This is a genomic window from Pseudomonas laurylsulfatiphila, assembly GCF_002934665.1.
Lineage (GTDB): Bacteria > Pseudomonadota > Gammaproteobacteria > Pseudomonadales > Pseudomonadaceae > Aquipseudomonas > Aquipseudomonas laurylsulfatiphila.
Genome location: NZ_NIRS01000001.1, coordinates 996,586 through 1,022,405 on the forward strand (window position 1 = coordinate 996,586; position 25,820 = coordinate 1,022,405).

The 25,820-nt window shown below is 58.7% G+C and carries 23 protein-coding genes and 4 tRNA genes; 9 read left to right on the top strand and 18 right to left on the bottom strand.

Annotation, left to right across the window (positions count from 1 at the left end; genetic code table 11):
* Positions 1-4: 4 nt before the first annotated feature.
* The 4 genes from CD175_RS04605 to CD175_RS04620 all read left to right on the top strand — a co-directional run bounded on the left by CD175_RS04605 (position 5) and on the right by CD175_RS04620 (position 5,086).
* Positions 5-1,345: an HlyD family type I secretion periplasmic adaptor subunit gene (locus CD175_RS04605; RefSeq protein ID WP_104447847.1), complete on the top strand. Its 1,341-nt coding sequence runs from the start codon at positions 5-7 to the stop codon at positions 1,343-1,345.
* A 1-nt stretch (position 1,346) separates the two neighbouring features.
* Positions 1,347-2,675: a TolC family outer membrane protein gene (locus tag CD175_RS04610; protein WP_104447848.1), complete on the top strand. Its 1,329-nt coding sequence runs from the start codon at positions 1,347-1,349 to the stop codon at positions 2,673-2,675.
* A gap of 236 nt (positions 2,676-2,911) precedes the next feature.
* Positions 2,912-4,042: a carbon-nitrogen hydrolase family protein gene (locus CD175_RS04615; protein ID WP_104447849.1), complete on the top strand. Its 1,131-nt coding sequence runs from the start codon at positions 2,912-2,914 to the stop codon at positions 4,040-4,042.
* A gap of 3 nt (positions 4,043-4,045) precedes the next feature.
* Entirely contained in the window at positions 4,046-5,086 is a 1,041-nt protein-coding gene (locus CD175_RS04620; RefSeq protein ID WP_104447850.1) for an AraC family transcriptional regulator, read from the top strand.
* Between the two features lie 345 nt (positions 5,087-5,431).
* Here the strand turns inward: CD175_RS04620 and CD175_RS04625 are convergent, their stop codons facing one another.
* From CD175_RS04625 to CD175_RS04675, 11 genes are all read right to left on the bottom strand, one after another.
* Positions 5,432-6,283: a DUF2242 domain-containing protein gene (locus tag CD175_RS04625; protein WP_104447851.1), complete on the bottom strand. Its 852-nt coding sequence runs from the start codon at positions 6,281-6,283 to the stop codon at positions 5,432-5,434.
* Between the two features lie 203 nt (positions 6,284-6,486).
* Positions 6,487-8,358 carry a SurA N-terminal domain-containing protein gene (locus tag CD175_RS04630; protein WP_104447852.1) on the bottom strand — a complete coding sequence of 624 codons (1,872 nt, stop codon included), beginning with the start codon at positions 8,356-8,358 and terminating at the stop codon, positions 6,487-6,489.
* Between the two features lie 233 nt (positions 8,359-8,591).
* Positions 8,592-8,864 carry an HU family DNA-binding protein gene (locus tag CD175_RS04635; RefSeq protein ID WP_002552737.1) on the bottom strand — a complete coding sequence of 91 codons (273 nt, stop codon included), beginning with the start codon at positions 8,862-8,864 and terminating at the stop codon, positions 8,592-8,594.
* A gap of 150 nt (positions 8,865-9,014) precedes the next feature.
* The gene (gene lon, locus CD175_RS04640) at positions 9,015-11,411 is read right to left on the bottom strand and encodes an endopeptidase La (RefSeq protein WP_104447853.1); all 2,397 of its coding nucleotides are present in this window, start codon (positions 11,409-11,411) and stop codon (positions 9,015-9,017) included.
* Positions 11,412-11,572: 161 nt separating this feature from the next.
* Positions 11,573-12,856, bottom strand: coding sequence for an ATP-dependent Clp protease ATP-binding subunit ClpX (gene clpX / locus CD175_RS04645; RefSeq protein WP_007982210.1), 1,284 nt, complete (start codon positions 12,854-12,856; stop codon positions 11,573-11,575).
* Positions 12,857-12,968: 112 nt separating this feature from the next.
* Positions 12,969-13,604, bottom strand: coding sequence for an ATP-dependent Clp endopeptidase proteolytic subunit ClpP (gene clpP, locus CD175_RS04650; protein ID WP_007970761.1), 636 nt, complete (start codon positions 13,602-13,604; stop codon positions 12,969-12,971).
* A 93-nt stretch (positions 13,605-13,697) separates the two neighbouring features.
* Positions 13,698-15,008: a trigger factor gene (gene tig / locus CD175_RS04655; protein WP_104447854.1), complete on the bottom strand. Its 1,311-nt coding sequence runs from the start codon at positions 15,006-15,008 to the stop codon at positions 13,698-13,700.
* Positions 15,009-15,394: 386 nt separating this feature from the next.
* Positions 15,395-15,470, bottom strand: a tRNA-His gene (locus CD175_RS04660).
* A 78-nt stretch (positions 15,471-15,548) separates the two neighbouring features.
* A tRNA-Leu gene (locus CD175_RS04665) sits at positions 15,549-15,633 on the bottom strand.
* A 56-nt stretch (positions 15,634-15,689) separates the two neighbouring features.
* Positions 15,690-15,765: transfer RNA gene (locus CD175_RS04670), tRNA-His, on the bottom strand.
* Between the two features lie 32 nt (positions 15,766-15,797).
* Positions 15,798-15,874 (bottom strand) — tRNA-Arg (locus CD175_RS04675).
* A gap of 274 nt (positions 15,875-16,148) precedes the next feature.
* Here CD175_RS04675 and folD point away from each other — a divergent pair.
* Positions 16,149-17,003 (top strand): bifunctional methylenetetrahydrofolate dehydrogenase/methenyltetrahydrofolate cyclohydrolase FolD, encoded by an 855-nt coding sequence (folD, locus tag CD175_RS04680; protein ID WP_008001570.1) that lies wholly within the window; start codon positions 16,149-16,151, stop codon positions 17,001-17,003.
* Between the two features lie 237 nt (positions 17,004-17,240).
* Complete coding sequence (pbpG, locus tag CD175_RS04685) at positions 17,241-18,179, top strand: D-alanyl-D-alanine endopeptidase (RefSeq protein ID WP_104447855.1); 939 nt, start codon at positions 17,241-17,243, stop codon at positions 18,177-18,179.
* A 157-nt stretch (positions 18,180-18,336) separates the two neighbouring features.
* Here pbpG and CD175_RS04690 read toward each other — a convergent pair whose 3' ends face one another.
* The 3 genes from CD175_RS04690 to CD175_RS04700 form a co-directional block, all read right to left on the bottom strand.
* Positions 18,337-18,552 (bottom strand): hypothetical protein, encoded by a 216-nt coding sequence (locus tag CD175_RS04690; protein WP_102702180.1) that lies wholly within the window; start codon positions 18,550-18,552, stop codon positions 18,337-18,339.
* A gap of 17 nt (positions 18,553-18,569) precedes the next feature.
* The gene (locus tag CD175_RS04695) at positions 18,570-18,776 is read right to left on the bottom strand and encodes a DUF6021 family protein (RefSeq protein WP_015094297.1); all 207 of its coding nucleotides are present in this window, start codon (positions 18,774-18,776) and stop codon (positions 18,570-18,572) included.
* Positions 18,777-18,871: 95 nt separating this feature from the next.
* Positions 18,872-19,606, bottom strand: a complete 735-nt coding sequence (locus tag CD175_RS04700; RefSeq protein ID WP_104447856.1) for a C39 family peptidase — start codon at positions 19,604-19,606, stop codon at positions 18,872-18,874.
* A gap of 179 nt (positions 19,607-19,785) precedes the next feature.
* Between CD175_RS04700 and CD175_RS31295 the strand changes: the two genes are divergently transcribed.
* Positions 19,786-19,953, top strand: coding sequence for a hypothetical protein (locus CD175_RS31295; protein WP_167399497.1), 168 nt, complete (start codon positions 19,786-19,788; stop codon positions 19,951-19,953).
* A 63-nt stretch (positions 19,954-20,016) separates the two neighbouring features.
* Here CD175_RS31295 and CD175_RS04705 read toward each other — a convergent pair whose 3' ends face one another.
* Together CD175_RS04705 and CD175_RS04710 are read right to left on the bottom strand one after the other, a co-directional pair.
* Positions 20,017-20,766 (bottom strand): TerC family protein, encoded by a 750-nt coding sequence (locus tag CD175_RS04705; RefSeq protein ID WP_007977136.1) that lies wholly within the window; start codon positions 20,764-20,766, stop codon positions 20,017-20,019.
* 29 nt (positions 20,767-20,795) lie between these two features.
* Positions 20,796-21,038, bottom strand: a complete 243-nt coding sequence (locus CD175_RS04710; protein WP_104447857.1) for a hypothetical protein — start codon at positions 21,036-21,038, stop codon at positions 20,796-20,798.
* Between the two features lie 220 nt (positions 21,039-21,258).
* Here CD175_RS04710 and nhaR point away from each other — a divergent pair, with 220 nt between their 5' ends.
* Entirely contained in the window at positions 21,259-22,158 is a 900-nt protein-coding gene (gene nhaR, locus CD175_RS04715) for a transcriptional activator NhaR (protein WP_104447858.1), read from the top strand.
* Here nhaR and CD175_RS04720 read toward each other — a convergent pair.
* On the bottom strand, positions 22,145-23,308 hold the full coding sequence (locus tag CD175_RS04720) for an MFS transporter (protein WP_104447859.1): 1,164 nt from the start codon (positions 23,306-23,308) through the stop codon (positions 22,145-22,147). The two genes, nhaR and CD175_RS04720, sit on opposite strands and share 14 nt — an antisense overlap.
* A gap of 479 nt (positions 23,309-23,787) precedes the next feature.
* On the opposite strand from CD175_RS04720, the gene sstT reads away from it, so the two are divergent.
* Complete coding sequence (gene sstT, locus CD175_RS04725) at positions 23,788-25,020, top strand: serine/threonine transporter SstT (protein WP_104447860.1); 1,233 nt, start codon at positions 23,788-23,790, stop codon at positions 25,018-25,020.
* Between the two features lie 192 nt (positions 25,021-25,212).
* Here sstT and CD175_RS04730 read toward each other — a convergent pair whose 3' ends face one another.
* Positions 25,213-25,722: a DUF1993 domain-containing protein gene (locus CD175_RS04730; RefSeq protein WP_007977144.1), complete on the bottom strand. Its 510-nt coding sequence runs from the start codon at positions 25,720-25,722 to the stop codon at positions 25,213-25,215.
* Between the last annotated feature and the right edge of the window lie 98 nt (positions 25,723-25,820).

Consider the following 25,820-nt stretch of genomic DNA (forward strand, 5'->3'; position numbering starts at 1 on the left):
GATCATGCAAATGAGCCAACATACCGAGATGATTCCTGCCGATCCCCGCAGCATGGTGGATCTGGACGTCGGAAGACCCGCGCGATGGGGCGTGTGGCTGGTGATCGCCGGCTTCGGCGGCTTCCTCCTGTGGTCCTGGCTGGCACCGCTGGATGCGGGCGTGGTCGCGACCGGCACGGTCAAAGTCACCAACAATCGCAAAGCCGTACAGCACCTCACCGGCGGTACCGTGGAGGCCATTCTCGTTCGCGAAGGCGATTTGGTGAAAAAAGGACAGGAAGTGGTCCGCCTCGATTCGTTGCGGGCCACTGCCGAAGAAGGTGCGATCAGCGCCCAGTACATCGTCAGCAAGACCGTGGAAAACCGCCTGGAAGCGGAACGGGACGGTCGCGATGTAGTGACCTACGATCCCGATCTGCTCAAGCGCTTCAAGGGTGATTACCGCCTGGAGTCCGCCATGGATCTGCAGCAGCGCCTGCTGGACACCCGCCGCGCCGGACTCGCTGGCGAAATCAGCATCCTACAGGAGAACCTGGCAGCGTCGGCTGTGCAGCTCAAGGGCCTGCAACAGGTCTACGGCGCCCGCGCCTCGCAGATCGGTTTCCTTAACCAGGAGCTGCAAGGCACCCGCGTGCTGTCGGCTGAAGGCTATGTGCCGCGCAATCGCCTGCTCGAGCTGGAACGCAGCAACGCCGACCTCGCCGCCGGCCAGGCCGAGAACCTCAACAACATCGCCCGCGTGCGTAGCCAGACCACTGAAATCAAGCTGCGCATCCTGCAGCGCCAGCACGATTACCTCAAGGAAGTCGAATCGCAGCTGACTGAAACCGCCAAGGAAAACACTACCCTGGCCGACCGCTTGCGCGCGCTCGACTATGAAGTGACCCACACGGTGATTCGCTCGCCAATCGATGGCATGGTCCAGGGCCTAAGCATTGCCACCGTCGGCGGGATCATTCAGCCCGGCTTCAAGATCATGGAAATCGTTCCGCTCAACGAACCGCTGCAGGTCGACGCGATGATTCCCGTGCAAGCCATCGACAAGATGGTCCCCGGCCTGCCCGTGGACATTTCTTTCCCGGCCTTCAACCATGCCAGGACGCCCAACATCCCCGGCCGCGTGATGACCATCTCCGCCGACCGCCTGATGGACGAGGAAAGCAAGCAACCCTTCTATCTGGCCCAGGTGGAAGTCACGCCCGACGGCATGAACCTGCTTGGCACCAATCACATTCGCCCCGGCATGCCCGCCAGCGTCACCATCAAGACCGGCGAACGCAACATGATGAGCTATCTTCTTAAACCAATGCTCGAACGCGTGGACAGCTCATTCAAGGAACAATGAAATGGAACGTCATTGCTTGCTCTTCTGCCTGCTGGGGTTGGCCCTGCCGGCTGACGCAATGGACCTCAAGCAAGCCTGGGATCTGTTGCAGTACCAGGGCCCTATCTACCAGGCCGCCGTGCATGAAAAAGAAGCCGGCGGCGAAAACCGCGCCATCGGCAAGGCCGGCCTGCTGCCGCAGATCAATGCCTCGGCCTACGACAACAAGGTCAACGGCTCCCAAAGCCAGAGTGGCATCGAGAGGGATCTGCACTACGACTCGAAGGGCGCCAACGTGCGCCTGCGCCAGCCGCTGTTCAACAAACAGAAGATGGCCGAGTACCGCCAGGGTCAGCAGCGTGCCGACTACAGCAACGCGGTATTCGATGCCAAGAGCCAGGACGCCGCGGTGCGCCTGGCCGAAAGCTATTTCGACGTGCTCCTGGCCAGCGAAACCATCACCTTGGCCAAGTCCAAGCTGAGCGCATTCGACGAGCAACTCGCCTCGGCGAAACGGCGCATGGAGTTGGGGGCCGGCACCATCACCGACATCGACGAGTCGGCCGCCCGCCGCGACCTCGCCGAAGCCGAACTGATCGAAGCGCAGGACAATCTGGTCAACGCGCGCGCCAAGCTTGAGGAATATATCGGTGAAACGCCCGAATCCCTGACCACCTTGCGTCCGAGCTTCGATACACCGCCGCTGCTGCCGAGCAACCTGCAGGACTGGTTGGTCAAAGCCCAGACCGACAGCCCGCTGATCCATGCGCGCCGTTATAGCCGCGACCTTGCCGAAGAAGAAGTGAAGCGTGCCAGCGCCGGCCACTGGCCAACACTGGATTTCATTGCCGGCTACACCGCGGGTGAGAGCCAATCACTGTCCGAGCTGAACCAACGCAACCACTACGGCTCGATCGGGCTGGAAGTCAATATCCCGCTGTACAGCGGTGGCGGCGTCAGCGCGTTGACACGCCAGGCCAGTGCCAATAGCAACAAGGCCCTGGATGAGCTTGACGCCGCGCGTCAGGAAGTCATCACCGGAACCACCCGTGAGTATCAAGGCATACTGAGTGGCGCCAAACGCATTCGCGCCCTGGAGAAGGCCGTAGTGTCCAACGAACGCTCACTGTTATCGACACGCAAGGGCTTCAAGGAAGGCGGCACCAGCACCAACTCGGACGTCCTCAATGCCGAAGAACTGCTCTTTGTTGCACGTCACGATCTGTTCGAGGCCAAAGTGCGCTATTTGCTGTCGCGTCTGCGCCTGGCTTCTTCGGTGGGCAGCCTGGGCGACGACGATATCGACCAGATCAACAACTACCTCGGCCCGGAACTGCTGGTCACCAAATAACGTTCACCTGCCGGCCGGTCGAGCAAAAGTGTGGCTGACCGGTGCGCCCCCCCTCCCCTTCAATTTCCCTCGCGTTCAACCCGGTCATTCATTACTGCATCTCGACGCAGAAAGGCCGCCGACCGCAAAAAACCGACAGCGTTGAAATTTGCCCACCAAGCCCTTGATTCCCTTTTTGCTCGATCCGATTCCAAATGAAAAGCCACGCCCGGCTCCAGGCTGTAAACTGTGTCCCCATGCGCAAACTTTTGTACCTGACATTCTCCATGGCATTGCTCGCCGCCCTCACGACCTACGCGATGTGGGCCGCAGACCGGCCGGTGGGTCATTACCTTTCGGACCTGCGGATCAACCTGGCTGTCGACCAGGGTACGCCTGCCGATCGTGGCAATCTGCTGGGCATTCAGCCCGAACTGTTTCCTACCGATTATCAAAGCCCCGAGCGTTTGCACCGCAAACTCGCCGCCTATCTGCAAGCAGCCCGGGACCAGGGTTTGTTGAACGGCAAGACCGTCGTCGTGTTGCCGGAACACGTCGGTACCTGGCTGATGGTCAGCGGCGAAAAGGATGAGTTGTATCAGGCCAGCACCCTCAAGGAGGCCATGAACTGGCTGGCGGTGAGCAATCCCCTGAAGTTCGCCAAAGCGTTGATCAGCGCCGAGGGTGGCAACCGTCTGGACGATGCCCACCTGCGCATGAAAGCCAAGGCGATGGCCAGAGACTACCAGGCATTGTTCGGAGGATTGGCCAGGGAATTCCACGTGACGCTGGTCGCGGGCTCCATCGTGCTGCCCGAACCGAGCATCATCGACGGCACCTTGAAAATCGGTCGCGGCGCGCTGTACAACAGCAGTGTGGTGTTCAACAACGATGGCCTGCCGATCGGCCAGCCCCAGCGCCAGATGCACCCGTTCTTCGCAGAACAGAACGGGGTCAAGGCGAACGCCGAACACTCGCTCAATGTCGTGGATACCCCCGCAGGCAAGTTGGGCGTATTGATCGGCCACGACAGCTGGTACCCGGAAAACTACCTCAGGCTCAACGACCAGAGCGTACAGCTGGTTGCGGTACCGGCCTTTGTTCCCGGCCGTGGCACCTGGGAGCAGCCGTGGCGTGGCTACAGGGGGTCATCGGAGCCGGCGTCGGTCAACCTCAAGCCCGGAGAAGTCAGCGAAGGCCAGGCTTGGCAGCGCCTGACCCTCACGACCCGGGTACCGGCCAGCCAGGCTGTCGCAGGCATGAGTGTGTTCCTGCGGGGGCAATTCTGGGATCAGGGCAGCGCCGGGCACAGTTTCCTCAGCCGCAACGGCCAGCAGTTTGCCGACGGCAACGCCCAGGGTGCGCGTTTGCTGAACCTCTGGTTGTAAGCCATGAAACCGCAGCCGATGCGCCTCGGCGATCTGTCGGTGGGCTTTGTTCATAGCCTGGCCGATGCCGTGCGCAGTCATGGTGTCGATCCGCAGCCACTGCTCGATCAATACGGCCTCGATACAGCGCGACTGAGCGAGGCCGGTGCCCGCCTGTCAATACCGCGCTACATGCGCCTGGGCCACGGCGCCATCCAACTGACCGACAACCCGGCCCTTGGCTTGCGCATGGGGCAGCTCAGTCGCCTGAGCCAGGTCGGCCTCGCAGGGGTCACCGCCGCCCAGGCACCCACAGTACGTGAAGCCGCGCGCTGCCTGATCCGCTTCGAAGCCTTGTACGGTTCCAATTATCGCGGCCAATCAAGCTTTCACGAAGACGCCCAGGGCGCCTGGCTGCGTTTCTATTCGATCAGCCCCTATAACGCCTACAACCGCTTCGTGGTGGATTCGATCATTGCGGGCTGGTTGCAGCAATTATCCAGCGTCAGCGCCAGCCCGCTACGCGCCGAACGTATCGAGATCGAATTCGACGAACCCGATTACCGCGCGGCGTATGACGTCCTGGGTGACTGTCCGATCCAGTTTGGCAGCGAACGCAATCAACTGCGCTTGAACCTGGCAAGTCTCGCCCAGCGCAACCCCGAGCATTGCCCGAGCACCTGGCGGCATTTGCTGCAACTGTGTGAGCAGGAGCTGGAACAACTGACACGCACCCGCAGCCTGCGTGAGCGCATCATCGCGCTGCTGGGCCCCTTGCTCAATGGTGGCCGGGAGCCCGACCTGGAAGAAGTGGCGGCACGCCTGAAGCTGCCCACCTGGACCCTGCGCCGCAAACTTGCCGAGGAAGGCACGCAATTTCGCGCAATCCTCAATGAAACCCGTCGCGATCTGGCCATGACCTACATACGCGACACCGAACTGGCGTTCGGGGAAATCGCCTACCTGCTGGGCTTTGCCTCAGCCGAAGCGTTTCAACGCGCATTCAAACGCTGGAACGGGCAGACACCCGGCGAATTTCGCCGCAGTCATCGCCAGTCCGCCTGATGCCTACAGCTCGGTAGCGTCTTCCGCCGGCTCCAGCGGGTCCAGTTCGAAAGCCTGGTACTCGAGCAGTTCTTCTTGATAATCGTCCATTTTTGATTCCCCCAACCCGTGTTGAAAAACGTCTGATCAAATGACCAATGCCTTGAGCATAAGGTGTCCGCATGAAAGAAAAATGACGCGGACACGACACTCCGTCGCTACTGAATAAAACGTAGCAGTTGGTCAGGAATTTATCATTGGTTTTTTTCGCGGGAGGCCGCAGGACAGCGGCCTTGTTTGACGCGGATCAATCGATGCGCTCGCTACGGGATCGTGACTCCTTGGCCGATCCCGTAACGCGAACAATCACTGGCCGCTGACGGGCATCGCCGGAATCGCCTCGCTCGGCGGCGGCATGTCGGTCGGATTTGCCGGTGGCGTGATGGTTTCTACCGACGGTGCCGGATCCATGTTCTGAACCGGGGTAATGGGTGCCGCTTCAGGCGGCGGCATGACCGGCTCAGAGACCGTTGGGGCGGGTTCCACTGGAGCAGGTGCCGGGGTCGCCGGGGTTGGCTCTGCGGCCGGCGCAGTGGTCGCGGCGGGCGCCAGGGGAGCCGGTGCCACCTTGGCTTCAGGCATGCCCAGGTCTGTTTTCGGCTTTTCGGTGATGTGCGCAGCCTTTTTCGCTTCCGGCGGCAGGAACAGCTCGACCAGTGCGAAGAAACGCTCGTAGAACTTGGCAGACGATACGGTTTCGCTGGCGACCTTGACCATCGAGTCGTCAGAGGAACCGATCGGCATCGACACGGAACCCAGCACACCCACACCAAGACTGGCGGAGTTGTTGGTTTTCTTCAGCGCATAACGATCCTGCAGGGCGTTGGCGAACACGGTCGCGTGGTGCCCTTCGCTACCATCATCGGCACACACCACACTGAAACTGATCTCCATGTGGTTCTCGCCGGTCTGCTGGAAGCTCTTGTGACCGCTGACCAGCTTCGGATCGTTGCTGGTGATGATGTAGCCCTGACTCAACAAGGCGCGGCGAGCCGCTTCGCAACTCTGGGTATCGGTGACCGGGTAATTGCGGGAAAACGTTCCGGAATCGTCGAAGTTCTCATGCTCGTAGATGGCGCTTTTGTTCGATGAACAGCCAGCCGCTGTGACGAGCACGGCTGCCAGCCCGACAACCCGCATGGGAAGTGATTTAAACATTGAACATCCTGAGGAAAACGGTTCGGGGCGTATTGTGCAACAGATCGATGCTTAGCGGAGCATCGATCGTGTCTTAAAACGGTTACAGGCTGATTGACCCCAGTTTTGCGTAAACGTCACCGCGGCAAATGACGTACGGCCAAACAAAAAGACCCCGGCGTTTCGGCCGGGGTCTCCTGTGTCGCGCTAAACCTGGTCAGGCATCAGTACTTCTTGATGTCCGCCTGGCTTTCCAGCTGCTTGCGATACGCCGCAAAGTCTTGCTGGCCGATGCGCGACGCGAGGTAGCGACGGTACTGCGCTTTCTCTTCATCGGTAGGCGCCGCGGCTTCGTTCACGCCATTGAGGCGCACGATCATCAGGCTGCCATCCGCCAGCGTCACGCTGGTGAAGGTCGGCTTGTCCTTGGCCGCCGGCTTCGCCATGCGGAACAGCGCTTGCAGCACGGCAGGATCAACCCCTTCCTGAGCGCGAGTCGCCGCCTCGGTGACTTTCCAGGCCTGGCCGTCGACGGCCTGATCCAGCGGGGTCTTGCCATCGCGCAGGTTGGCGATCAAGGCTTCAGCCTTGGTCTTGGCATCGGCGCTGGCGTGTTCCTTGGCCAATTGCACGCGGATGGCCGCATCAACGCTTTCCAGCGGCAGCTGCGAAGGCTTCAGGTGCTCCTTGGCACGCACCACGACCACGGTTTCCGGATCGAGCTCGATGGCGGTGCTGTTCGCACCCTCATCCAGGACTTCCGGGCTGAACGCGGCAGTGATCACGGCACGGTTGGCTGCAATACCCTCACCGCCTTCGCGGCCGAACGGCTTGGACGTGTGTACGGTCAGTTTCAGGTCCTGCGCCGGCTGAGCCAGATCGGACGCTTCGAACGAGGCGTCTTCCAGTTGCTTGCTCGCCTCAACGAAACGCTGCTCGACCTGCTGGGTTTTCAGACCACGGGTCAGCTTGTCTTTCAGGCTGGCGAAGGTTGGCACTTCAGGTGCTTCCACACCCAACAGCTTGATCAGGTGGAAACCGAAGTCGGTGCGAACCGGCCCCGAAACCTGGTCCTTGGCCAACGAATACAGGGCTTTTTCGAACGCCGGGTCGTAGACGCCAGGACCGGCATAACCCAGGTCACCGCCGTTGTTCGCCGAACCCGGATCCTGGGAGAACTCCTTGGCCAGCGCCTCGAACTGCTCGCCCTTGGCCAGACGGGCCTGGATCTCTTCGATCTTCGCCTTGGCTTGTGCCTCGGTGGTCTTGTCGTTCACTTCAATCAGAATGTGCGCAGCCCGGCGTTGCTCGGACAGGTTCGCGATTTCTTTCTGATAGGCCGCTTGCAAGTCTTCGTCGTTGACGCTGACCTGGTCGAAGAAGGAAGCCTTCTTCAACTCGAGGTAATCGATGACCACCTGATCCGGCGTCATGAATTCCTTGGCGTGCTCGTCGTAATAGGCCTTGACCTCTTCGTCGGTCAGCTTCACAGCCGCCGGGTCAGCCTTGATGTTCAGCGAAGCGAAATCGCGGGTCTGCTTTTCCAGACGGGCAAATGCCAGCACCTGCGCATCGGTCACGAAACCGCTACCGGCCAGACCGGCACGCAGCTGGCCAATCAGCATTTCCTGAGCCAGCATCTGGCGGAATTGCATGCGGGTATAGCCAAGCTGGCGAATCACCTGGTCGAAACGCTCGGAGCTGAACTTGCCATCAACCTGAAATTCCGGTGTTTGCAGGATGACCTGATCAAGTGCCGCTTCGGAAAAGGCAAACTTCGATTGCTCTGCGCCTTGCAGCAGCAGCTTGCGATCGATCAGGCCCTTCAGAGCCGATTCGCGCAACATTTTTTCATCCAGCAAGGAAGCATCGAAATCCTTGCCCAGCTGTTGCATGAGCTGGCGGCGTTGCATATCGACCGCCTGGCTCAGCTCGTTCTGGCTGATTTCATCGCCGTTGACCTTGGCCGCATCATTACTGTGCGACGTGGCCTTGAAAATGGCGTCGAAACCGGTCAAGGCCATCAGAACAACGATGACCCCGATAATAGTCTTGGCAATCCAGCCTTGTGAATTGTCCCTGATATTCTGCAGCATACGTCCCCCAGAAACGGTTGAACTTCAAAATTAGGCAACCGTGGAGCGTGGGTAGAATCCGGATAGAAGAAAGGCGCATCCGAGGATGCGCCTTCTCGTAACTGGCGGAGCGGATCAAGGACTCGAACTGGCGACCCTTGGTGTCTTGAACCGGCGACCTGCAGTCAGGACTGCCGCTCCGCTGCCAAGTCAGGCATGACCCCGACCCGGATGGGTAAAAACCTGAATCGAACTTAGTTGACAGCTTCTTTCAGTGCTTTACCGGCTTTGAAACCTGGTTTTTTGGCTGCTGCGATTTCCAGCGTCTTACCGGTCTGTGGGTTACGACCGATGCGAGCTGGACGATCGGTAACGGAGAAAGTACCGAAACCAACCAGAACAACAGAGTCGCCAGCCTTGAGAGCGCCAGTGACGGATTCGATTACAGCGTCCAGCGCACGGCCAGCAGCAGCTTTCGGGATATCAGCGGATGCAGCGATAGCATCAATCAGTTCCGACTTGTTCACTCTAAGTCCCCTTATATCTATTTGAGTATGATTCTAAGTTTTTTTGGTGAAAGCATAAACGAGTGCTGAATGGCCTACAGACACTTAAGAGCCGCTTTATAACAAGGGCTCTAAAAAACTGTCAAGGAAGCCCCCCCAGGCAAATACGTACTAATGCGTGCTAATTCTTTCCTTAGAATCCGCGTCGCGTTTCTCATCCTTCGCGACTATCTCCGGAGCCACGTCCGGCAAGGGCTCCGGCGCGTATTGCAACGCAATTTGCAGGACCTCGTCAATCCATTTAACCGGTTTAATCTGTAGATCCTGCTTGATATTGTCCGGAATCTCTTTGAGATCGCGCACATTCTCTTCAGGAATGATCACTGTCTTGATTCCGCCACGATGGGCCGCCAGCAGTTTTTCTTTCAAGCCGCCAATGGCCAGCACCTGGCCACGCAAGGTGATTTCGCCGGTCATGGCGACATCCGCGCGCACCGGAATGCCGGTCAATGCCGAAACCAGGGCCGTGCACATGCCCACGCCTGCGCTAGGGCCGTCTTTCGGGGTCGCCCCTTCCGGCATATGGATGTGCGTGTCGCGCTTCTCATGGAAGTCCAGGGGAATGCCCAGGCTCTTCGCCCGACTGCGAACAACGGTCAACGCGGCCGTGATCGACTCGACCATCACATCACCCAGGGAACCGGTCTTGATCAACTGGCCCTTGCCCGGTACCACAGCGGCTTCGATGGTCAGCAGTTCGCCACCCACCTGAGTCCACGCCAGCCCGGTCACCTGACCGATCTGATCCTGCTGCTCGGCCAGGCCATAGCGGAATTTACGCACGCCCAGGAAGTGCTCCAGCATGTCTGCGGTGACCTTCACCGAGAAGCGTTTTTCCAGCGCATGCTCCTTGACGGCCTTGCGGCAAACCTTGGCAATCTGCCGCTCAAGGCCACGCACACCGGCTTCACGGGTGTAGTAGCGAATGATGTCGCGAATCGCTTCGGCGTCGAATTCCAGCTCGCCTTTTTTCAAACCGTTGGCAGTGATCTGCTTCGGCGAAAGGTACTTCACAGCGATGTTGATCTTCTCGTCTTCGGTGTAGCCCGGCAGACGGATCACCTCCATCCGGTCGAGCAGCGCCGGCGGAATGTTCATCGAGTTCGAGGTGCACAGGAACATCACATCGGACAGGTCGTAATCGACTTCCAGATAGTGATCGTTGAAGTTGTGGTTCTGCTCAGGATCGAGCACTTCCAGCAACGCCGACGCCGGATCGCCGCGCATGTCGCTGCCCATTTTGTCGATTTCATCGAGCAGGAACAGCGGGTTGCGCACGCCCACTTTTGTCATCTTTTGAATCAATCTTCCTGGCATCGAACCGATGTAAGTACGGCGATGACCACGAATTTCCGCCTCGTCACGCACACCACCGAGGGCCATGCGCACGAACTTGCGGTTGGTGGCATGCGCAATCGACTCCGCCAGGGACGTTTTACCCACCCCGGGAGGACCGACCAGGCACAGCACGGGACCACGAATCTTCTTCACGCGCTTTTGCACGGCGAGGTATTCGAGGATACGTTCTTTGACTTCTTCGAGGCCATAGTGGTCGGCATCCAGAATGTCTTCGGCACGCGCCAGATCCAGGCGCACCTTGCTCTGGGCCTTCCACGGCACCTGAACCAGCCAGTCGATGTACGAACGCACCACGGTCGCTTCCGCGGACATCGGTGACATCTGCTTGAGCTTGTTCAGTTCGGCCGTCGCCTTGGCCAGGGCATCTTTGGGCAGGCCGGCGGCATCGATACGCTTTTTCAGCTCTTCGACTTCATTGTGACCTTCATCACTGTCGCCGAGCTCTTTCTGAATGGCCTTCATCTGCTCATTCAGGTAGTACTCGCGCTGGCTGCGCTCCATTTGTTTCTTGACGCGGCCGCGGATGCGTTTTTCGACTTGCAACAGATCGATCTCGGCATCGAGCAACGCCAGAACGTGCTCGACCCGGGCCGACAGATCGATGATTTCGAGGATTTCCTGCTTCTGCTCGATCTTCAGGGCCATGTGCGCGGCCATGGTGTCCACCAGGCGGCCTGGCTCATCGATGCTGTTGAGCGACGAGAGGACTTCAGCCGGGACTTTCTTGCCCAACTGCACGTATTGTTCGAACTGCGACAGCAGGCTGCGAACGAACACTTCCGACTCGCGCTCTGGTGCGTCAACTTCGTCGATCAGGGAGACTTCGGCACGGCAGTGGCCGTCCACTTCGCTGAAGCGCTCAACGGCGCCCCGCTGCTCACCTTCGACCAGGACCTTGACCGTGCCGTCAGGCAGCTTCAGCAGCTGCAGAACGGTGGCAATCGTACCAACGCGATACAGGGCATCTTCACCAGGATCGTCGTCAGCCGGGTTTCTCTGGGCCAGCAGAAGAATCTGCTTGTCACCCGTCATCGCAGCCTCGAGGGCTTCGATGGATTTCTCGCGCCCCACGAACAGCGGGATAACCATGTGCGGATAAACCACGACATCACGCAATGGCAGGAGAGGCAATTCGATGGTGGTCTTCATGATTTCGCCTCTACGGCGGCCGTAAGGCCGTAAACAGATGGAAGTAAGCTTGAAACCAAGATGGGGGCTGCCTTGAAAAAAAACAAGCGCAAAGACAGTGTTATAACGCACTAAAAGAAAAGGGGCCCGAAGGCCCCTTCTTTGTTCAAGCTGCGTGACGCTTAGGCGTCTGGCGCGGCCTTGGCGGTCGGCTCACTGTTTTCATAGATATACAGTGGCTTGGACTTGCCTTCTATCACGCTTTCATCGATCACTACTTTGCTCACCTCGGATTGCGAGGGGATTTCATACATAGTGTCGAGCAATACACCTTCGAGAATCGAACGCAGGCCACGGGCACCGGTTTTACGCTCCAGGGCACGCTTGGCGACCGATTTCAGAGCGTCGGAACGGAATTCCAGATCAACGCCTTCCATCTCGAACAGCTTGGCATACTGCTTGGTCAGAGCATTTTTCGGCTCGGTGAGGATCTGCATCAACGCAGCCTCGTCAAGCTCGTCCAGCGTCGCAAGTACCGGCAGACGACCGACGAATTCCGGGATCAGACCGAACTTGACCAGATCGTCAGGCTCGACTTCACGCAGGGACTCACCGACTTTCTTGCCCTCTTCCTTGCTGCGCACTTCTGCGTTGAACCCGATACCGCCCTTGGTGGAACGGTTTTGAATAACCTTTTCCAGACCGGAGAACGCACCGCCGCAGATGAACAGGATGTTACGGGTGTCGACCTGAAGGAATTCCTGCTGCGGATGCTTGCGACCACCTTGAGGCGGAACGGAAGCGACCGTGCCTTCGATCAACTTGAGCAGGGCCTGCTGCACGCCTTCACCGGAAACGTCCCGGGTGATCGACGGGTTGTCGGATTTGCGCGAAATCTTGTCGATTTCATCGATGTAGACAATGCCCATCTGGGCTTTTTCCACATCGTAATCGCATTTCTGCAGCAGCTTCTGAATGATGTTCTCGACATCTTCACCCACGTAACCCGCCTCGGTGAGGGTGGTTGCGTCGGCGATGGTGAACGGAACGTTCAGCAAGCGGGCCAGGGTTTCGGCAAGCAGGGTCTTACCCGAGCCTGTCGGGCCGATCAGCAGGATGTTGCTCTTGCCGAGTTCGACGTCGTCATTCTTTTTGTCACGCTGATTCAGGCGCTTGTAGTGGTTGTACACCGCTACGGCCAGAACCTTTTTCGCACGCTCCTGACCAATCACATACTGATCAAGGATGCCGCTGATTTCTTTAGGCGAAGGCAATTTATGCGCGCTGCTTTCGGCCTGTGCTTCCTGCACCTCCTCGCGGATGATGTCATTGCACAGGTCGACGCACTCGTCGCAGATAAAGACCGAGGGGCCGGCAATCAATTTGCGCACTTCATGCTGGCTTTTGCCACAGAAGGAGCAATAGAGCAGCTTGCCGTTGTCCTCGCCGTTGCGGGTGTCAGTCATTCGTTCGATCCAAATCCGATAGGCTTGCAACACAAGATGAAGGCTATTGCGGGCTTTTTCAAGCCCGCAGGTGATCGGACCCGCCGACCAACCTTATTTTGAGCTGCTTATTTTAAGCAGGGCGCTGACTGATCACTTCGTCGATCAACCCGTACTCACGTGCGGCTTCCGCACTCATGAAATTGTCGCGGTTGGTATCGCGCTCGATTTCTTCAAGCGTGCGCCCGCTGTGCTTGGCCATCAGCGTGTTGAGACGCTCACGAATGAAGAGGATTTCCTTGGCGTGGATTTCGATATCCGACGCCTGGCCCTGGAAACCGCCCAGTGGCTGGTGAATCATCACACGCGAGTTCGGCAGGCAGTAACGCTTGCCCTGGGCACCCGCCGTCAGCAGGAACGCGCCCATGCTGCACGCCTGACCGATACAGGTGGTCGACACATTGGGCTTGATGAACTGCATGGTGTCGTAGATCGACATGCCCGCCGTCACCGAACCGCCCGGGGAGTTGATATAGAGATGGATGTCCTTGTCCGGGTTTTCCGCTTCAAGGAACAGCAGTTGCGCACAGATCAGGTTGGCCATGTAGTCCTCTACCGGGCCAACCAGAAAGATCACTCGCTCCTTGAGCAGGCGCGAGTAGATGTCGTAGGCGCGCTCGCCACGAGCGGACTGCTCGACAACCATCGGGACCAGGCCGCCTGCGGCCTGGATATCAGAGTTCTGCTGAATATACGAATTACGGAACATGCTCTGCAGTCACTCCCAAATAGTTATGTCTTGAATACGCATAAGCCAGCACGAAGGCTGGCTTATGGTGTTTGCTTCTTACCGCAAAAGTGATCAGTCGGCTTGTGGTGCTTCTACCGGCTTGACTGCTTCTTCGTAAGAGACCGATTTGTCGGTCACGCTAGCTTTCTGCAGAACAGTATCCACAACTTGCTCTTCCAGCACAACCGAACGAACTTCGTTCAGTTGCTGGTCGTTTTTGTAGTACCAGGACACAACTTGCTCAGGCTCCTGGTAGGCCGAAGCCATTTCCTGAATCATCTCGCGAACGCGGGTTTCGTCTGGCTTGAGGTCGAATTGCTTGACCACTTCAGCCACGATCAGGCCCAGCACCACGCGACGCTTGGCTTGCTCTTCGAACAGCTCGGCCGGCAGTTGGTCAGGCTTGATGTTGCCGCCGAACTGCTGGACGGCCTGCACGCGCAGACGGTCAACTTCGTTGGACAGCAGCGCCTTTGGCACTTCGATCGGGTTGGTGGCCAGCAGACCGTCCATTACCTGATTCTTGACCTTGGATTTGATTGCCTGACGCAGCTCGCGCTCCATGTTCTTGCGAACTTCGGCACGGAAGCCTTCCAGACCGGTTTCCTTGATGCCGAATTGAGCGAAGAACTCTTCAGTCAGTTCTGGCAGCTTTGGCTCGGAAACGGTGTTGACGGTTACGGTGAACTCGGCGGTTTTGCCAGCCAGGTCCAGGTTCTGATAATCCTCTGGGAAAGTCAGGTTCAGAACGCGTTCTTCACCGGCCTTGGCGCCAACCAGACCATCTTCGAAACCTGGGATCATGCGGCCGGAACCCAGAACCAGCTGGGTACCCTTGGCGGAACCGCCAGCGAACACTTCACCGTCGACCTTGCCGACGAAATCGATGTTCAACTGATCTTCGTTCTGGGCAGCGCGATCGGCCACTTCGAAACGGGTGTTCTGCTTGCGCAGGATTTCCAGCATCTTGTCCAGATCGGCGTCAGTCACGTCAGCGCTCAGACGCTCGACGGTGATACCGTCAAAACCGGCAACGGTGAACTCAGGGAACACTTCGAATACGGCTACGTATTCCAGGTCCTTGCCCGCTTCCAGGGATTTTGGTTCGATCGAAGGCTGACCAGCCGGGTTCAGCTTCTGCTCAACCACAGCTTCATAGAAGGAAGACTGGATCACGTCGCCTACAGCTTCCTGGCGAGCGTCAGCACCGAAACGGCGCTTGATTTCGCTCATTGGCACTTTGCCTGGACGGAAGCCAGCAATCTTGGCCTTTTGGGCGGTCTGCTGCAGACGCTTGTTGACCTGGCTCTCGATGCGCTCAGCCGGCACGGTGACGCTCATGCGGCGCTCAAGAGCAGTAGTATTTTCAACAGAAACTTGCATGGATATTCCTCGTTGCACAGACGTTAGCCGGCCGTTTCCGACCCCAGAATCAAGGGCATGCATTCTAGTGGGTCAAACTCAAGAAGTCACCCTACTGAAAACGGGTAAAAACGCAGCAGGCAATTTATAGGTGCGAATGCACGAATGCACCTCGCCCCGATGGCAAATACAACCAATCACGCCAGGGCTCTGCGCCAACCTTTCCATATATAGAGAAGGCAGCCAATCATCTCCCTGACAGCCGATCTCGCAAGCAAGGCCGGCGGGCAGGACGGCATCATCGAGAAACATAAATACGACGAAACGCCCCGCCCCTGCGACCCGGAACCGGCGGCCGCCGAAACAAAAAAGGCGCCAGACTTTTCAATCTGGCGCCTTTCGAAATATGGGGTGGACGATGGGGATCGAACCCACGACAACGGGAGTCACAATCCCGTGCTCTACCAACTGAGCTACGCCCACCATATTGCCTGTTAAAGAAGCCAAACAAACTTCTTTATCAAGCTCCAGCCAGGCCAACAGCCTGAGTGAAGCTTTAATTGGTGCGGATGAAGAGACTCGAACTCTTACGCCTCGCGGCGCTGGAACCTAAATCCAGTGTGTCTACCAATTCCACCACATCCGCGGGTGAAGCCTTTAAAGCAAAGGCGCCAGACTGTTAATCTGGCGCCTTTCGAAATATGGGGTGGACGATGGGGATCGAACCCACGACAACGGGAGTCACAATCCCGTGCTCTACCAACTGAGCTACGCCCACCATATCGCGTTACTTGTGCCAAAGCTGCCTAATGGCGCACCCGGCAGGACTCGAACCTGCGACCATCCGCTTAGAAGGCGGATGCTCTATCCAGCTGAGCTACGGGCGCCTTGTTAGCTGTACCCTTGGAGGACTACAAACTAAGTGCTTTCCAGTCTCGCAGGACCGTAATCCCGCTCAACCTTCTTAACCAGTGCTAGGCTGTGCCCGACAAGTGCGACGAATAGTATAGAGCCACCCGAAGGTCGTCAAATCCTTTTTAAAAAAAATTCATTTAATTAAAGGAGTTAGGGGAATTTGCAGACCAAGCGCCTTTGCCCTCACCGCATGACATGCGAGAATGCGTTCTCTTTTTTTCCCCTCTCGATGGTTAATCACGCGCAATGACTGCACAACTAATCGACGGCAAATCGATCGCCGCCAGCCTGCGCCAGCAGATCGCCCAACGTGTCACCGAGCGTCGCCAGCAAGGCCTGCGCACGCCCGGCCTCGCGGTGATCCTGGTCGGTAGCGATCCTGCCTCTCAGGTTTATGTCTCGCACAAGCGTAAAGACTGTGAAGAGGTCGGCTTTCTGTCCCAAGCTTATGACCTGCCTTCCGAAACCACTCAAGAAGCGCTGACCGAGCTGATCGATCGCCTGAACGACGATCCCGCGATCGACGGCGTTCTGCTCCAGCTTCCGCTTCCCGAACACCTGGACGCCTCCAGACTGCTGGAGCGCATTCGTCCGGACAAAGACGTCGACGGCTTCCATCCTTATAACGTCGGTCGCCTGGCCCAGCGTATCCCGCTGCTGCGCCCATGCACCCCCAAAGGCATCATGACCCTGCTGGAAAGCACCGGGGTCGATCTTTACGGGATGAATGCCGTGGTCGTCGGTGCGTCCAATATCGTTGGCCGCCCGATGGCGATGGAGTTGCTGCTGGCCGGTTGCACCGTGACCGTCACCCACCGCTTTACCAAGGACCTGGCCGGTCATGTCGGCCGTGCGGACCTGGTCGTCGTCGCCGCCGGCAAGCCGGGCCTGGTCAAGGGCGAATGGATCAAGGAAGGCGCGATCGTGATCGATGTCGGCATCAACCGTCAGGACGATGGCAAGCTGGTCGGTGACGTGATCTACGAAACCGCCCTGCCCCGCGCCGGCTGGATCACTCCAGTGCCGGGCGGCGTTGGCCCGATGACCCGTGCCTGCCTGCTGGAAAACACCCTGTACGCCGCTGAAACCCTGCACAGCTGAGTTTCACCGCAGACGCTGACAGCGAATCGAAGAGCCCCGCCCTTGGCGGGGTTTTTTTTGCCTGTGAAACACGCTCGACCACCCGACGGAAAATGACATTTTTTTCATGTTTCTCAGGACTTTCGCCTGTTGTTTGAACAACCATCGACAGTTATTCAGCCATACTCCAGAATGTCGCGCTTTTTAAGAAATAGCCCGTTACAAAACGGCTTATCAACACTTTGTGAGTCTGCCAGCGTGAAAATCCGTCTTTCCATCCTGAGCCTATTTTTTGCAGTTACAGGGACTTTCCTCACGCCCCTCGCCAGTGCTGACGAGACCACCGCAGCGCCACGAGATACGAAGACACTCAAGCTCGCTTCCGGCAGCTCCCTGCTGCTGGACATGCAGACCAACAAAGTCATCTATGCCAGCAATCCTGACGTGGTGGTGCCGATCGCTTCCGTCAGCAAGTTGATGACTGGCCTGGTCGTGGTTGAATCCCGACAGAACATGGACGAATACATCGACGTCAACATCAGCGACACACCGGAAATGAAAGGCGTGTACTCCCGGGTCAAGCTGCGCAGCGAACTGCCGCGCCGGGAAATGCTGCTGATTGCCCTGATGTCCTCGGAAAACCGCGCCGCCGCGACTCTGGCGCACCACTATCCGGGTGGCTATGCCGCGTTCATCGCGGCCATGAACGCCAAGGCCCGGGCACTGGGCATGACCAACACGCATTTCGTCGAGCCGACCGGTCTCTCTCCGCGCAACGTGTCGACCGCTCGCGACCTGAGCAAGCTGTTGATCGCTGCGCACAAGTACCCGTTGCTGACCGAGCTGAGTACAACCAAGGAAAAGACCGTTTCGTTCCGCAAACCGAACTACAGCCTGGGTTTCCGCAACACCGACCATTTGGTCCGCAAGCCGGACTGGGACATCCAGCTGACAAAAACCGGTTTCACCAACGAAGCAGGCCACTGCCTGGTGCTGGTGACCCGAATGAGCAACCGCCCTGTGGCCCTGGTGATCCTTGACGCCTATGGCAAGTACACCCATTTTGCCGATGCCACGCGCATGCGTAATTGGGTAGAGAGCGGAAAGAGCGCGGAGGTGCCTTCCGTAGCCTTGCAGTACAAGGCAGACAAAAACCTCAAGCAGCGGCAGACCGGCGTGGTTGAAGCGTCGAAGTAACCTTGCTGCAAACACATGAAAAAGCCCCGATCACTCGGGGCTTTTTTTTTGGCACTTCAATCTGTAGGAGCTGCCGAAGGCTGCGATCTTTTGATCTTGCATTTAAAAGATCAAAAGATCGCAGCCTTCGGCAGCTCCTACAGGTGAACCCGGTTATTCAGTCATTGGGCAGCGGCATCTGGTCGTCATCCGGGATGCCGTCGCCGGTACTTGGATCTCTCCAACCCTTCGGCTTTTCAGTGGGCGCCACCGTTGGCCGTGCCAGGGGATCCCTCAACGGGCTGTCCGGATCCATCACCGGATCGGTGCTTTGCTCGGGGGTCGTGGGGACGGTTTCCGGACCTTTGTCGTCAAAACTGGAATCGGTAGACATACACACCTCCATTGGACCTAAGGTTTCAGATCACCCAGTGGATCGTAGGGCTTGGCCGGAGCCTTGGGGTTGTCACCCGGCTTCACATCCCTCGGTGCCTTGGCGGGCCCGATCGGGTCGACCTGAGGATCGGCAAGGTCCGGGGAATCGGGATCGAAACCCAGCTCATCGCCAGAGGAATGTTCAGACGAGTGCGGACCGACGGGCGTTGTGGAGTGAGCCATGGGTGCCTCCTGATCTCGGCCCGGAACAATGATCCGGGCCTTTGAAGATCAGAGGCTGGCGGCGAGCGATGGTGCCCGCCGGGTGACCAACGGACTCAGTGTGCGGCCAAGGCCTTTTTCGCCTTGGCGGCAGCCTGCTCCTGCCCGGCCTGAGCCAGATCGTTGGCGGCCTTGAGCCAACGCTGCTGATCGACCTGAGCCGGGATTTGCGTGGGATTCTGGATCAGCACGGCCCAGCCACCGGCGTCCTTGAATGCCGACTCGAAGGCGCTGAAGCTCATCAGTTCGCGGCGATCCATCCCCGCGCGCAACAGGACCGTCTGCTTCTGGCGGTTGTAGCCGGCCAGAATGGCGTAACGCGGTTCGGCCCACATCGCCGAGCCCTCGGTGAAGCGCACCATCACCGAATAACCGGCGGCGACCTGCGTCAACAGGGCCGTAAGGTTGCTGTCGAGGGGATAAACCACCATCCCGTACTCACGGGCCAGGTTCTGCATGTTCTGTTGCAACTGCGCTTCGCCCCCCGGCAAATGCAAGGGCTTTTCGAGCAAGCCTGGAGTAATCACGATGCCCTGCTGGGACAGCATGCTGGCCAGCACCTGCGGCCCGCTTTGATACGCATCGCCCCGGTAGAATCGGCCGCTGAGCTCGACACGCTCCGGCAAACGCTTGATCTCGGGCGCAACACTCCCGGCGCAGCCCGCCAGACTTGCCACGCAACCGGCCATCAGCATGGCCGACAAAATTCGAGAAAATACCCGCACCATCAGCTCTCTCTTGTTCAGGTTCAGACGCCAGGCAATCCCATTCCCGGCTCGGTCGTCGATCATAGGTCGCCGCGCTGCCCGGGTATAGCTCTAAACGGTAGTCGAGTGCATTCGATAGAGCGAACTGGTTGGTGACTGCCGACTTTCGGTCAATAGTCTGAAATGCATCAAGGGCTAGACTGATTGCTAAAGAGACGACAGCGAAGCGCGTGTGCCCGCAGCAGGGCAAAGAGGAGGCACAGATGAGCCTGACCATGATCATTGTGATGTTGATTTGCGGCTGGCTGGCGGTAGCCGCCGCCATGCTGTGGGGCGTGCTGCGCATCACTCGCCGCCACCATCACCCTGCCCCGCCCGTCACGGCGCCAGAGGCGGACCAGACGCGAAGCCAACACGCCAACGCTCACTGACTTTCCTCACACAAACGAAAACGGCCGCCTGGGTTCAGGCGGCCGTTTCGCATTCATCTACCGTCAAGCGTCAGCGTTGACCTGCTTCTGCCGGGCCCGGCGGGACATCATGTTCAACACCTCGATCGAAGCCGAGAATGCCATGGCCGCATAGACGTAGCCTTTCGGTACATGGGCGCCGAAGCCTTCGGCGATCAACGTCATGCCGATCATGATCAGGAAGCCCAGGGCCAGCATCACCACCGTCGGGTTGTCGTTGATGAACTTGGCCAGCGGATCAGCCGCAAACAACATCACCAGCACCGACACCACTACCGCGATGATCATGATCGGCAAATGCTCGGTCATGCCGACAGCGGTAATGATGCTGTCGATGGAAAACACCATGTCCAGCATCAGGATCTGGCCGATCGCCGCAGCAAAGCCCAGGGTCACGGTGGATGTCTTCGACGTCGGATCATCCGGGGCCGGGTCCATGCTGTGATGGATCTCGGTGGTCGCCTTCCACAACAGGAACAGGCCACCGGCGATCAGGATCATGTCTTTCCAGGAAAACGCGTGGCCGAGAATCTCGATCACCGGAGCGGTCAACTGGACGATGAACGCGATGGTGCTCAGCAGGCCCAATCGCAGGATCAGCGCCATGCCGATACCGATGCGCCGCGCCTTCTGCCGGTGTTGCTCGGGCAGCTTGTTGGTCAGGATCGAGATGAAGATCAGGTTATCGATGCCGAGCACGATTTCCATCACCACCAGGGTGGCCAGGGCAACCCAGGCAGTGGGGCTGGCGGCAAGTTGTAAAAGGTAGTCCATGGGTCAGTCCTGACTCGTTGTAATACGGTTTAGATTTCCTGGGAGGAAGATTCGGATTTTTCCGATTCTTTTTCCGATGATTCTTTTTTGCTGATCAACCCGCCGGTGGCATCGCTGAGCGCCTGTTCGGCGGCCTTGTGGGTATCGTCAATCGCCTGTTTGGCGCTTTCGGCGGCCTTGCCCATCAACTGTTGGGCGCTTTTCTCGGCCTGGTCGCAACCGGCCAGTACCAGTAAAGATGTGATCAACAGCGCCGTGGCTTTAATTTTCATGATGCTCCCTCGATAGAACGAACGGGACCTAAACGATGGCCCGTTGATAGCGATGCATTCTAGGGAAGCAAACACTTCAGGAAAATTCGTATTTTCAGCGGTTATACTTCGGCTTTTACGAATCCAGACCTTCTTGCTTTTATGTAGGAGCTGCCGAAGGCTGCGATCTTTAAATCAAAAGATCGCAGCCTTCGGCAGCTCCTACAGGGACTACGTACCTATGTTGAATTACCGACAACTGCATTACTTCTGGGTGGTGGCCAAGACCGGCAGCATCGTGCGCGCCTGCGAACAACTGAACCTCACGCCGCAAACCATCAGCGGGCAGATTTCATTGCTGGAACAGACCTTTGGCATCGAGTTGTTTCGGCGCGTCGGACGGCAACTCGAACTGACCGAGGCCGGACGCCAGGCACTGCCCTACGCCGAGCAAATGTTTCAGCTGGGCGGTGAACTGGAACTGATGCTGCGGGCACAACCCAATGAGCAGCAGATTCTGTTTCGCGTCGGGGTGGCCGACGTGGTGCCCAAGTCCATCGTCTATCGCCTGCTTGCGCCGACGATGGAGTTGAGCGAACCGCTGCGCATCACCTGCCGCGAAGACAAGCTTGAACGTTTGTTGGCCGACCTGGCGATCCAGCGCCTGGACCTGGTGATCTCCGACAGCCCGATGCCGTCGCACCTGGACATCAAGGGCTACAGCCAGAAACTGGGTGAGTGCGGGATCAGCTTCTTCGCTACCCCTGAGCTGGCGGCCCGTTTCGGTCAGGACTTCCCGCGCAACCTGCACGGTGCGCCGCTGCTGATTCCAGGTCCGGAAACTGTGGTGCGCAGCCGTTTGCAGCGCTGGTTCGCCGAGCAGCAGATCCAGCCGCAGATTGTCGGCGAGTTCGACGACAGCGCCCTGATGCAGGCCTTCGGCCAATCCGGCAGCGGGATCTTCATCGGCCCGAGCGTGATTGCCGATGAAGTGCAACGCCAGTATGGCGTGCAAGTGATCGGCCAGACCGACGCGGTGAGCGAGTCGTTCTATGCCATCTCAGTGGAGCGCAAGGTCAAGCACCCCGGCATTGTCGCCATTACCGAAGGTGCCCGACGCGAGCTGTTTACAGCGCTGTAACCGCTTCGCGCGGCTTGAACGTCATCAGGGCGATGGCCAGCAGGATCGAAGCGAGGATGAAAGCGGCGGCAGCAAAGCCAAGGCCTTGCAGACCGACGCTGTCGATCACCCGGCCACCGATCATCGCGCCCAGGCCGATGCCGAGGTTGGCCCCGGCGATGTTCAGCGACGCGGCAAATGCCGGCGCTTCGGGCGCGGCTTTCATCAGGCGCACATGGCTGACCAGGAACAACGCCGCCTGAGTCACGCCCCAGATGCCCATCGCCGCCGCCAGACCGAGCGGCGAATGGATGTTCGGCACCAGCGCCACCAGGCCAGCAATCATGAACGCGCAGAACATCATCGACGCCATCAGCGGATGCCGATCCACTGCCCGGCCGCCCAGGGAGTTGCCGATCAACCCGACCGCGCCGAAGCCCATCAGGCACCAGCCGACCACGGTACCGTTGAAGCCGGCCAGACGCTCGAGGATGTCGGCCAGATAGGTATAGGCCGTGAACATGCCGCTGAACACGATCACCGACAGCAGCACATGACCGAGCATCAGCGGGCTGCGCAGGATCTTGAACTGCGACAGGAAGCTCACCTGATGCTGGTGCAGATTGGTCCTGGGCAGATAGATAAACAGCAGCAACGCCTTGGCAAAGGCGATGACCGCCAGAATCGCAAAGGCACTGCGCCAGCCGAACGCATCGGAAATCAGCGTGCCCACGGGAATGCCGAACACCGTGGCGCAGACAATGCCGAAACCGATCTTGGCAATGGCGCGACCGGCGTAATCCGGCCCGACGATGTCCACCGCCGTCTCGCTGGCCAGCGCCCAGAACACCGGCAGCCCCAGCGCCGGGATCAACCGGGCAAACGCCATCACCCAGATGTTCGGCGCCAGCGCCGCCAGCGTATTGGCCAGGCCAAACAGGATCAGCACCGAGATGAACAGCTTGCGCCGTTCGAAGCGGGCGAACCAGGCCGTGAGGAACGGCCCGAACGCGGCCACGGTGAAAGCGAACAAGGTCACCAGCAAACCGGCCTGCGGGATGCTGACCTCCAGGTCCCTGGCGATAGCCGGCAACAGGCCAACGATGATGAATTCCGTGGTCAGCACCGTGAAACCGGCGGCAGACAACAGAAGAATGGGCAACAACCGCATGCACAACTCCAGAAACGACGACACCAGCGATAGCCCGAAGGCCCACTGGCAGACATGAAAATGAGGATGGCGAATCTTAACAGAGTGTTTTCGGATGCGGTTGCACGAACCTGCAATTCGCGTTGAAGACCAGGGCGTCAGTTCGTCACAGGCCTGAAGGATCGTACCTGCGCTGTGATAAAGTCCGCGCCCTGAAAAAGTACACCCTGTGGTTAATGCCGATTATTTAAGGGCAAAACCTGTGGGAGCGAGCTTGCTCCGGGCGGTGTTCCGACGATGGCGGACTGTCAGACAACGCAACTATGGACTGTGCCACCGTCATCGCGAGCAAGCTCGCTCCCACAAGAAATGCGACGTTCAACACCTTAAAAGACATTGATCCCTGTGTTTCCTTCTCGGTTTCCTGCCTGCGGCCTGCCCTGTTTGTTGCCGCAAACCTGCGAAACCATGCATTAATAAAAAATCAGAGACGCTGTTTTATGACTGCTTCATCCCCTTCTCTATTGCACCGCCTTAAACGCTTGAGCCTGGTCACGCAGATCGTGATCGGCCTGATCGCCGGTATTGCCCTGGCCCTGTTTGCCCCCGACGTGGCGAAGTCCACGGCGTTCATCGGTAAAGTGTTTGTCTCCGCGCTGAAAGCCGTCGCGCCGATTCTGGTGTTCGTACTGGTCATGGCGTCGATTGCCAACCACAAGCACGGCCAGGAAACCCACATCCGGCCGATTCTGTTTTTGTATCTGCTGGGCACTTTCGCCGCCGCCGTGGTCGCGGTGGTTGCCAGCATGACGTTCCCGTCGAGCCTTGTGCTGTCGACTCAGGACGTCGCGGTCACTGCACCAGGCGGGATTGGCGAAGTGCTGCAAAGCCTGTTGCTGAGCGTGGTCGACAATCCGGTCAGCGCGCTGATGAACGCCAACTTCATCGGCATTCTGGCGTGGGCCATCGGCATGGGCATCGCCATCCGTCATGCTGGCGACACCACCCGCGAAGTACTGGGCGACCTATCCAACGGCGTGACCGTGATCGTGCGCCTGGTGATCAGCTTCGCCCCGCTGGGCATCTTCGGCCTGGTGGCCTCGACCCTCGCCACCTCCGGCTTCGGCGCCTTGATCGGCTACGCGCACCTGCTGGCCGTGCTGCTGGGCTGCATGCTGTTCGTGGCACTGGTGATGAACCCGATCATTGTCTTCTGGAAACTGCGCCGCAACCCCTACCCGCTGGTGCTGACCTGCCTGCGCGAAAGCGGCATCACCGCATTCTTCACCCGCAGTTCGGCGGCGAACATTCCGGTCAACCTGGAACTGAGCAAGCGCCTGGGCCTGCATGAAGACACCTACTCGGTATCGATCCCGCTGGGCGCGACCATCAACATGGCCGGCGCGGCGATCACCATCACCGTGCTGACCCTGGCGGCCGTACACACCCTGGGCATCGCCGTGGACATTCCGACCGCGATCCTGCTGAGCGTCGTCGCAGCAATCTGCGCCTGTGGCGCTTCGGGTGTAGCCGGTGGTTCGCTGTTGCTGATTCCGCTGGCCTGCAGCCTGTTCGGCATCCCGAGCGAAATCGCCATGCAGGTGGTGGCGGTCGGTTTCATCATCGGCGTGTTGCAGGACTCGGCGGAAACCGCGCTGAACTCCTCCACCGATGTGCTGTTCACCGCGGCGGCTTGCCTGGGTGAAGAGCAGAAGGCCCAACACGCGACCTGACTAACACCGCAAAACTTGTGGGAGCGAGCCTGCTCGCGAAGGGGCCGTCAGCCTCAACGTAACCGTTGACTGATACACCGCATTCGCGAGCAGGCTCGCTCCCACAGAGGTTTGCGGTGAAGTGAAGAATGCTGGCACATGAAAAAGCCCCCGCAGCCTGAGGTTGCGGGGGCTTTTTTGTACCCGGACGGTTTAGAACGCGCCCATGTAGTCGCGCTTGCCCACTTCCACGCCATTGTGGCGCAGCAGTGCATAAGTGGTGGTGACATGGAAGAAGAACTGCGGCAGGCCGTAGGTCAGCAGGTAGGCTTGGCCACTGAAGCGCTTCTCTTTAGGCGTGCCCGGACGAGTGACGATCTCGATGCCTTCCTTGCCGTTGATCTGCTCCGGCGTGAACTCGCCGATGTAAGCCAGAACTTTGCTCAGCAGCGCTTGCAGTTCGGCGAAAGTGGTTTCGGTGTCGTCGTACTTCGGCACTTCAACTTCAGCCAGACGCGAAGAAACACCCTTGGCGAAATCAACGGCAATCTGCACCTGACGCACCAGCGGGAACATGTCCGGGAACAGGCGCGCTTGCAGGAAGGCGTTAGGGTCGATGTTTTTTTCGGTGGCGTGAGCCTCGGCCTTTTTCAGAACATCGCTCAGGGCGTTGAGCATTTGCTGGAAAACAGGCACGGAAGCGTCGTACAGGGAAATGGTCATGGCAGGTCTCGTGTGGGAACGTGGTTCATGTACATCTGTAGGAGCGAGCCTGCTCGCGATGGACGTTAACGAAAACGCGTCCTGTCTGGATGAACGCG

Bases quoted from the DNA above. Each gene is read 5' to 3' on its own strand.
- CD175_RS04610 (WP_104447848.1), top strand. From the start codon at position 1,347: ATGGAACGTCATTGCTTGCTCTTCTGCCTGCTGGGGTTGGCCCTGCCG.
- folD (WP_008001570.1), top strand. From the start codon at position 16,149: ATGACTGCACAACTAATCGACGGCAAATCGATCGCCGCCAGCCTGCGC.
- nhaR (WP_104447858.1), top strand. From the start codon at position 21,259: ATGTTGAATTACCGACAACTGCATTACTTCTGGGTGGTGGCCAAGACC.
- CD175_RS04710 (WP_104447857.1), bottom strand. From the start codon at position 21,038: ATGAAAATTAAAGCCACGGCGCTGTTGATCACATCTTTACTGGTACTG.
- CD175_RS04705 (WP_007977136.1), bottom strand. From the start codon at position 20,766: ATGGACTACCTTTTACAACTTGCCGCCAGCCCCACTGCCTGGGTTGCC.
- CD175_RS04720 (WP_104447859.1), bottom strand. From the start codon at position 23,308: ATGCGGTTGTTGCCCATTCTTCTGTTGTCTGCCGCCGGTTTCACGGTG.
- CD175_RS04615 (WP_104447849.1), top strand. From the start codon at position 2,912: ATGCGCAAACTTTTGTACCTGACATTCTCCATGGCATTGCTCGCCGCC.
- CD175_RS31295 (WP_167399497.1), top strand. From the start codon at position 19,786: ATGAGCCTGACCATGATCATTGTGATGTTGATTTGCGGCTGGCTGGCG.
- tig (WP_104447854.1), bottom strand. From the start codon at position 15,008: ATGCAAGTTTCTGTTGAAAATACTACTGCTCTTGAGCGCCGCATGAGC.
- clpX (WP_007982210.1), bottom strand. From the start codon at position 12,856: ATGACTGACACCCGCAACGGCGAGGACAACGGCAAGCTGCTCTATTGC.
- CD175_RS04605 (WP_104447847.1), top strand. From the start codon at position 5: ATGCAAATGAGCCAACATACCGAGATGATTCCTGCCGATCCCCGCAGC.
- CD175_RS04700 (WP_104447856.1), bottom strand. From the start codon at position 19,606: ATGATCGACGACCGAGCCGGGAATGGGATTGCCTGGCGTCTGAACCTG.
- CD175_RS04625 (WP_104447851.1), bottom strand. From the start codon at position 6,283: ATGTTTAAATCACTTCCCATGCGGGTTGTCGGGCTGGCAGCCGTGCTC.
- CD175_RS04695 (WP_015094297.1), bottom strand. From the start codon at position 18,776: ATGGCTCACTCCACAACGCCCGTCGGTCCGCACTCGTCTGAACATTCC.
- CD175_RS04630 (WP_104447852.1), bottom strand. From the start codon at position 8,358: ATGCTGCAGAATATCAGGGACAATTCACAAGGCTGGATTGCCAAGACT.
- lon (WP_104447853.1), bottom strand. From the start codon at position 11,411: ATGAAGACCACCATCGAATTGCCTCTCCTGCCATTGCGTGATGTCGTG.
- clpP (WP_007970761.1), bottom strand. From the start codon at position 13,604: ATGTTCCGTAATTCGTATATTCAGCAGAACTCTGATATCCAGGCCGCA.
- CD175_RS04690 (WP_102702180.1), bottom strand. From the start codon at position 18,552: ATGTCTACCGATTCCAGTTTTGACGACAAAGGTCCGGAAACCGTCCCC.
- CD175_RS04620 (WP_104447850.1), top strand. From the start codon at position 4,046: ATGAAACCGCAGCCGATGCGCCTCGGCGATCTGTCGGTGGGCTTTGTT.
- CD175_RS04730 (WP_007977144.1), bottom strand. From the start codon at position 25,722: ATGACCATTTCCCTGTACGACGCTTCCGTGCCTGTTTTCCAGCAAATG.
- sstT (WP_104447860.1), top strand. From the start codon at position 23,788: ATGACTGCTTCATCCCCTTCTCTATTGCACCGCCTTAAACGCTTGAGC.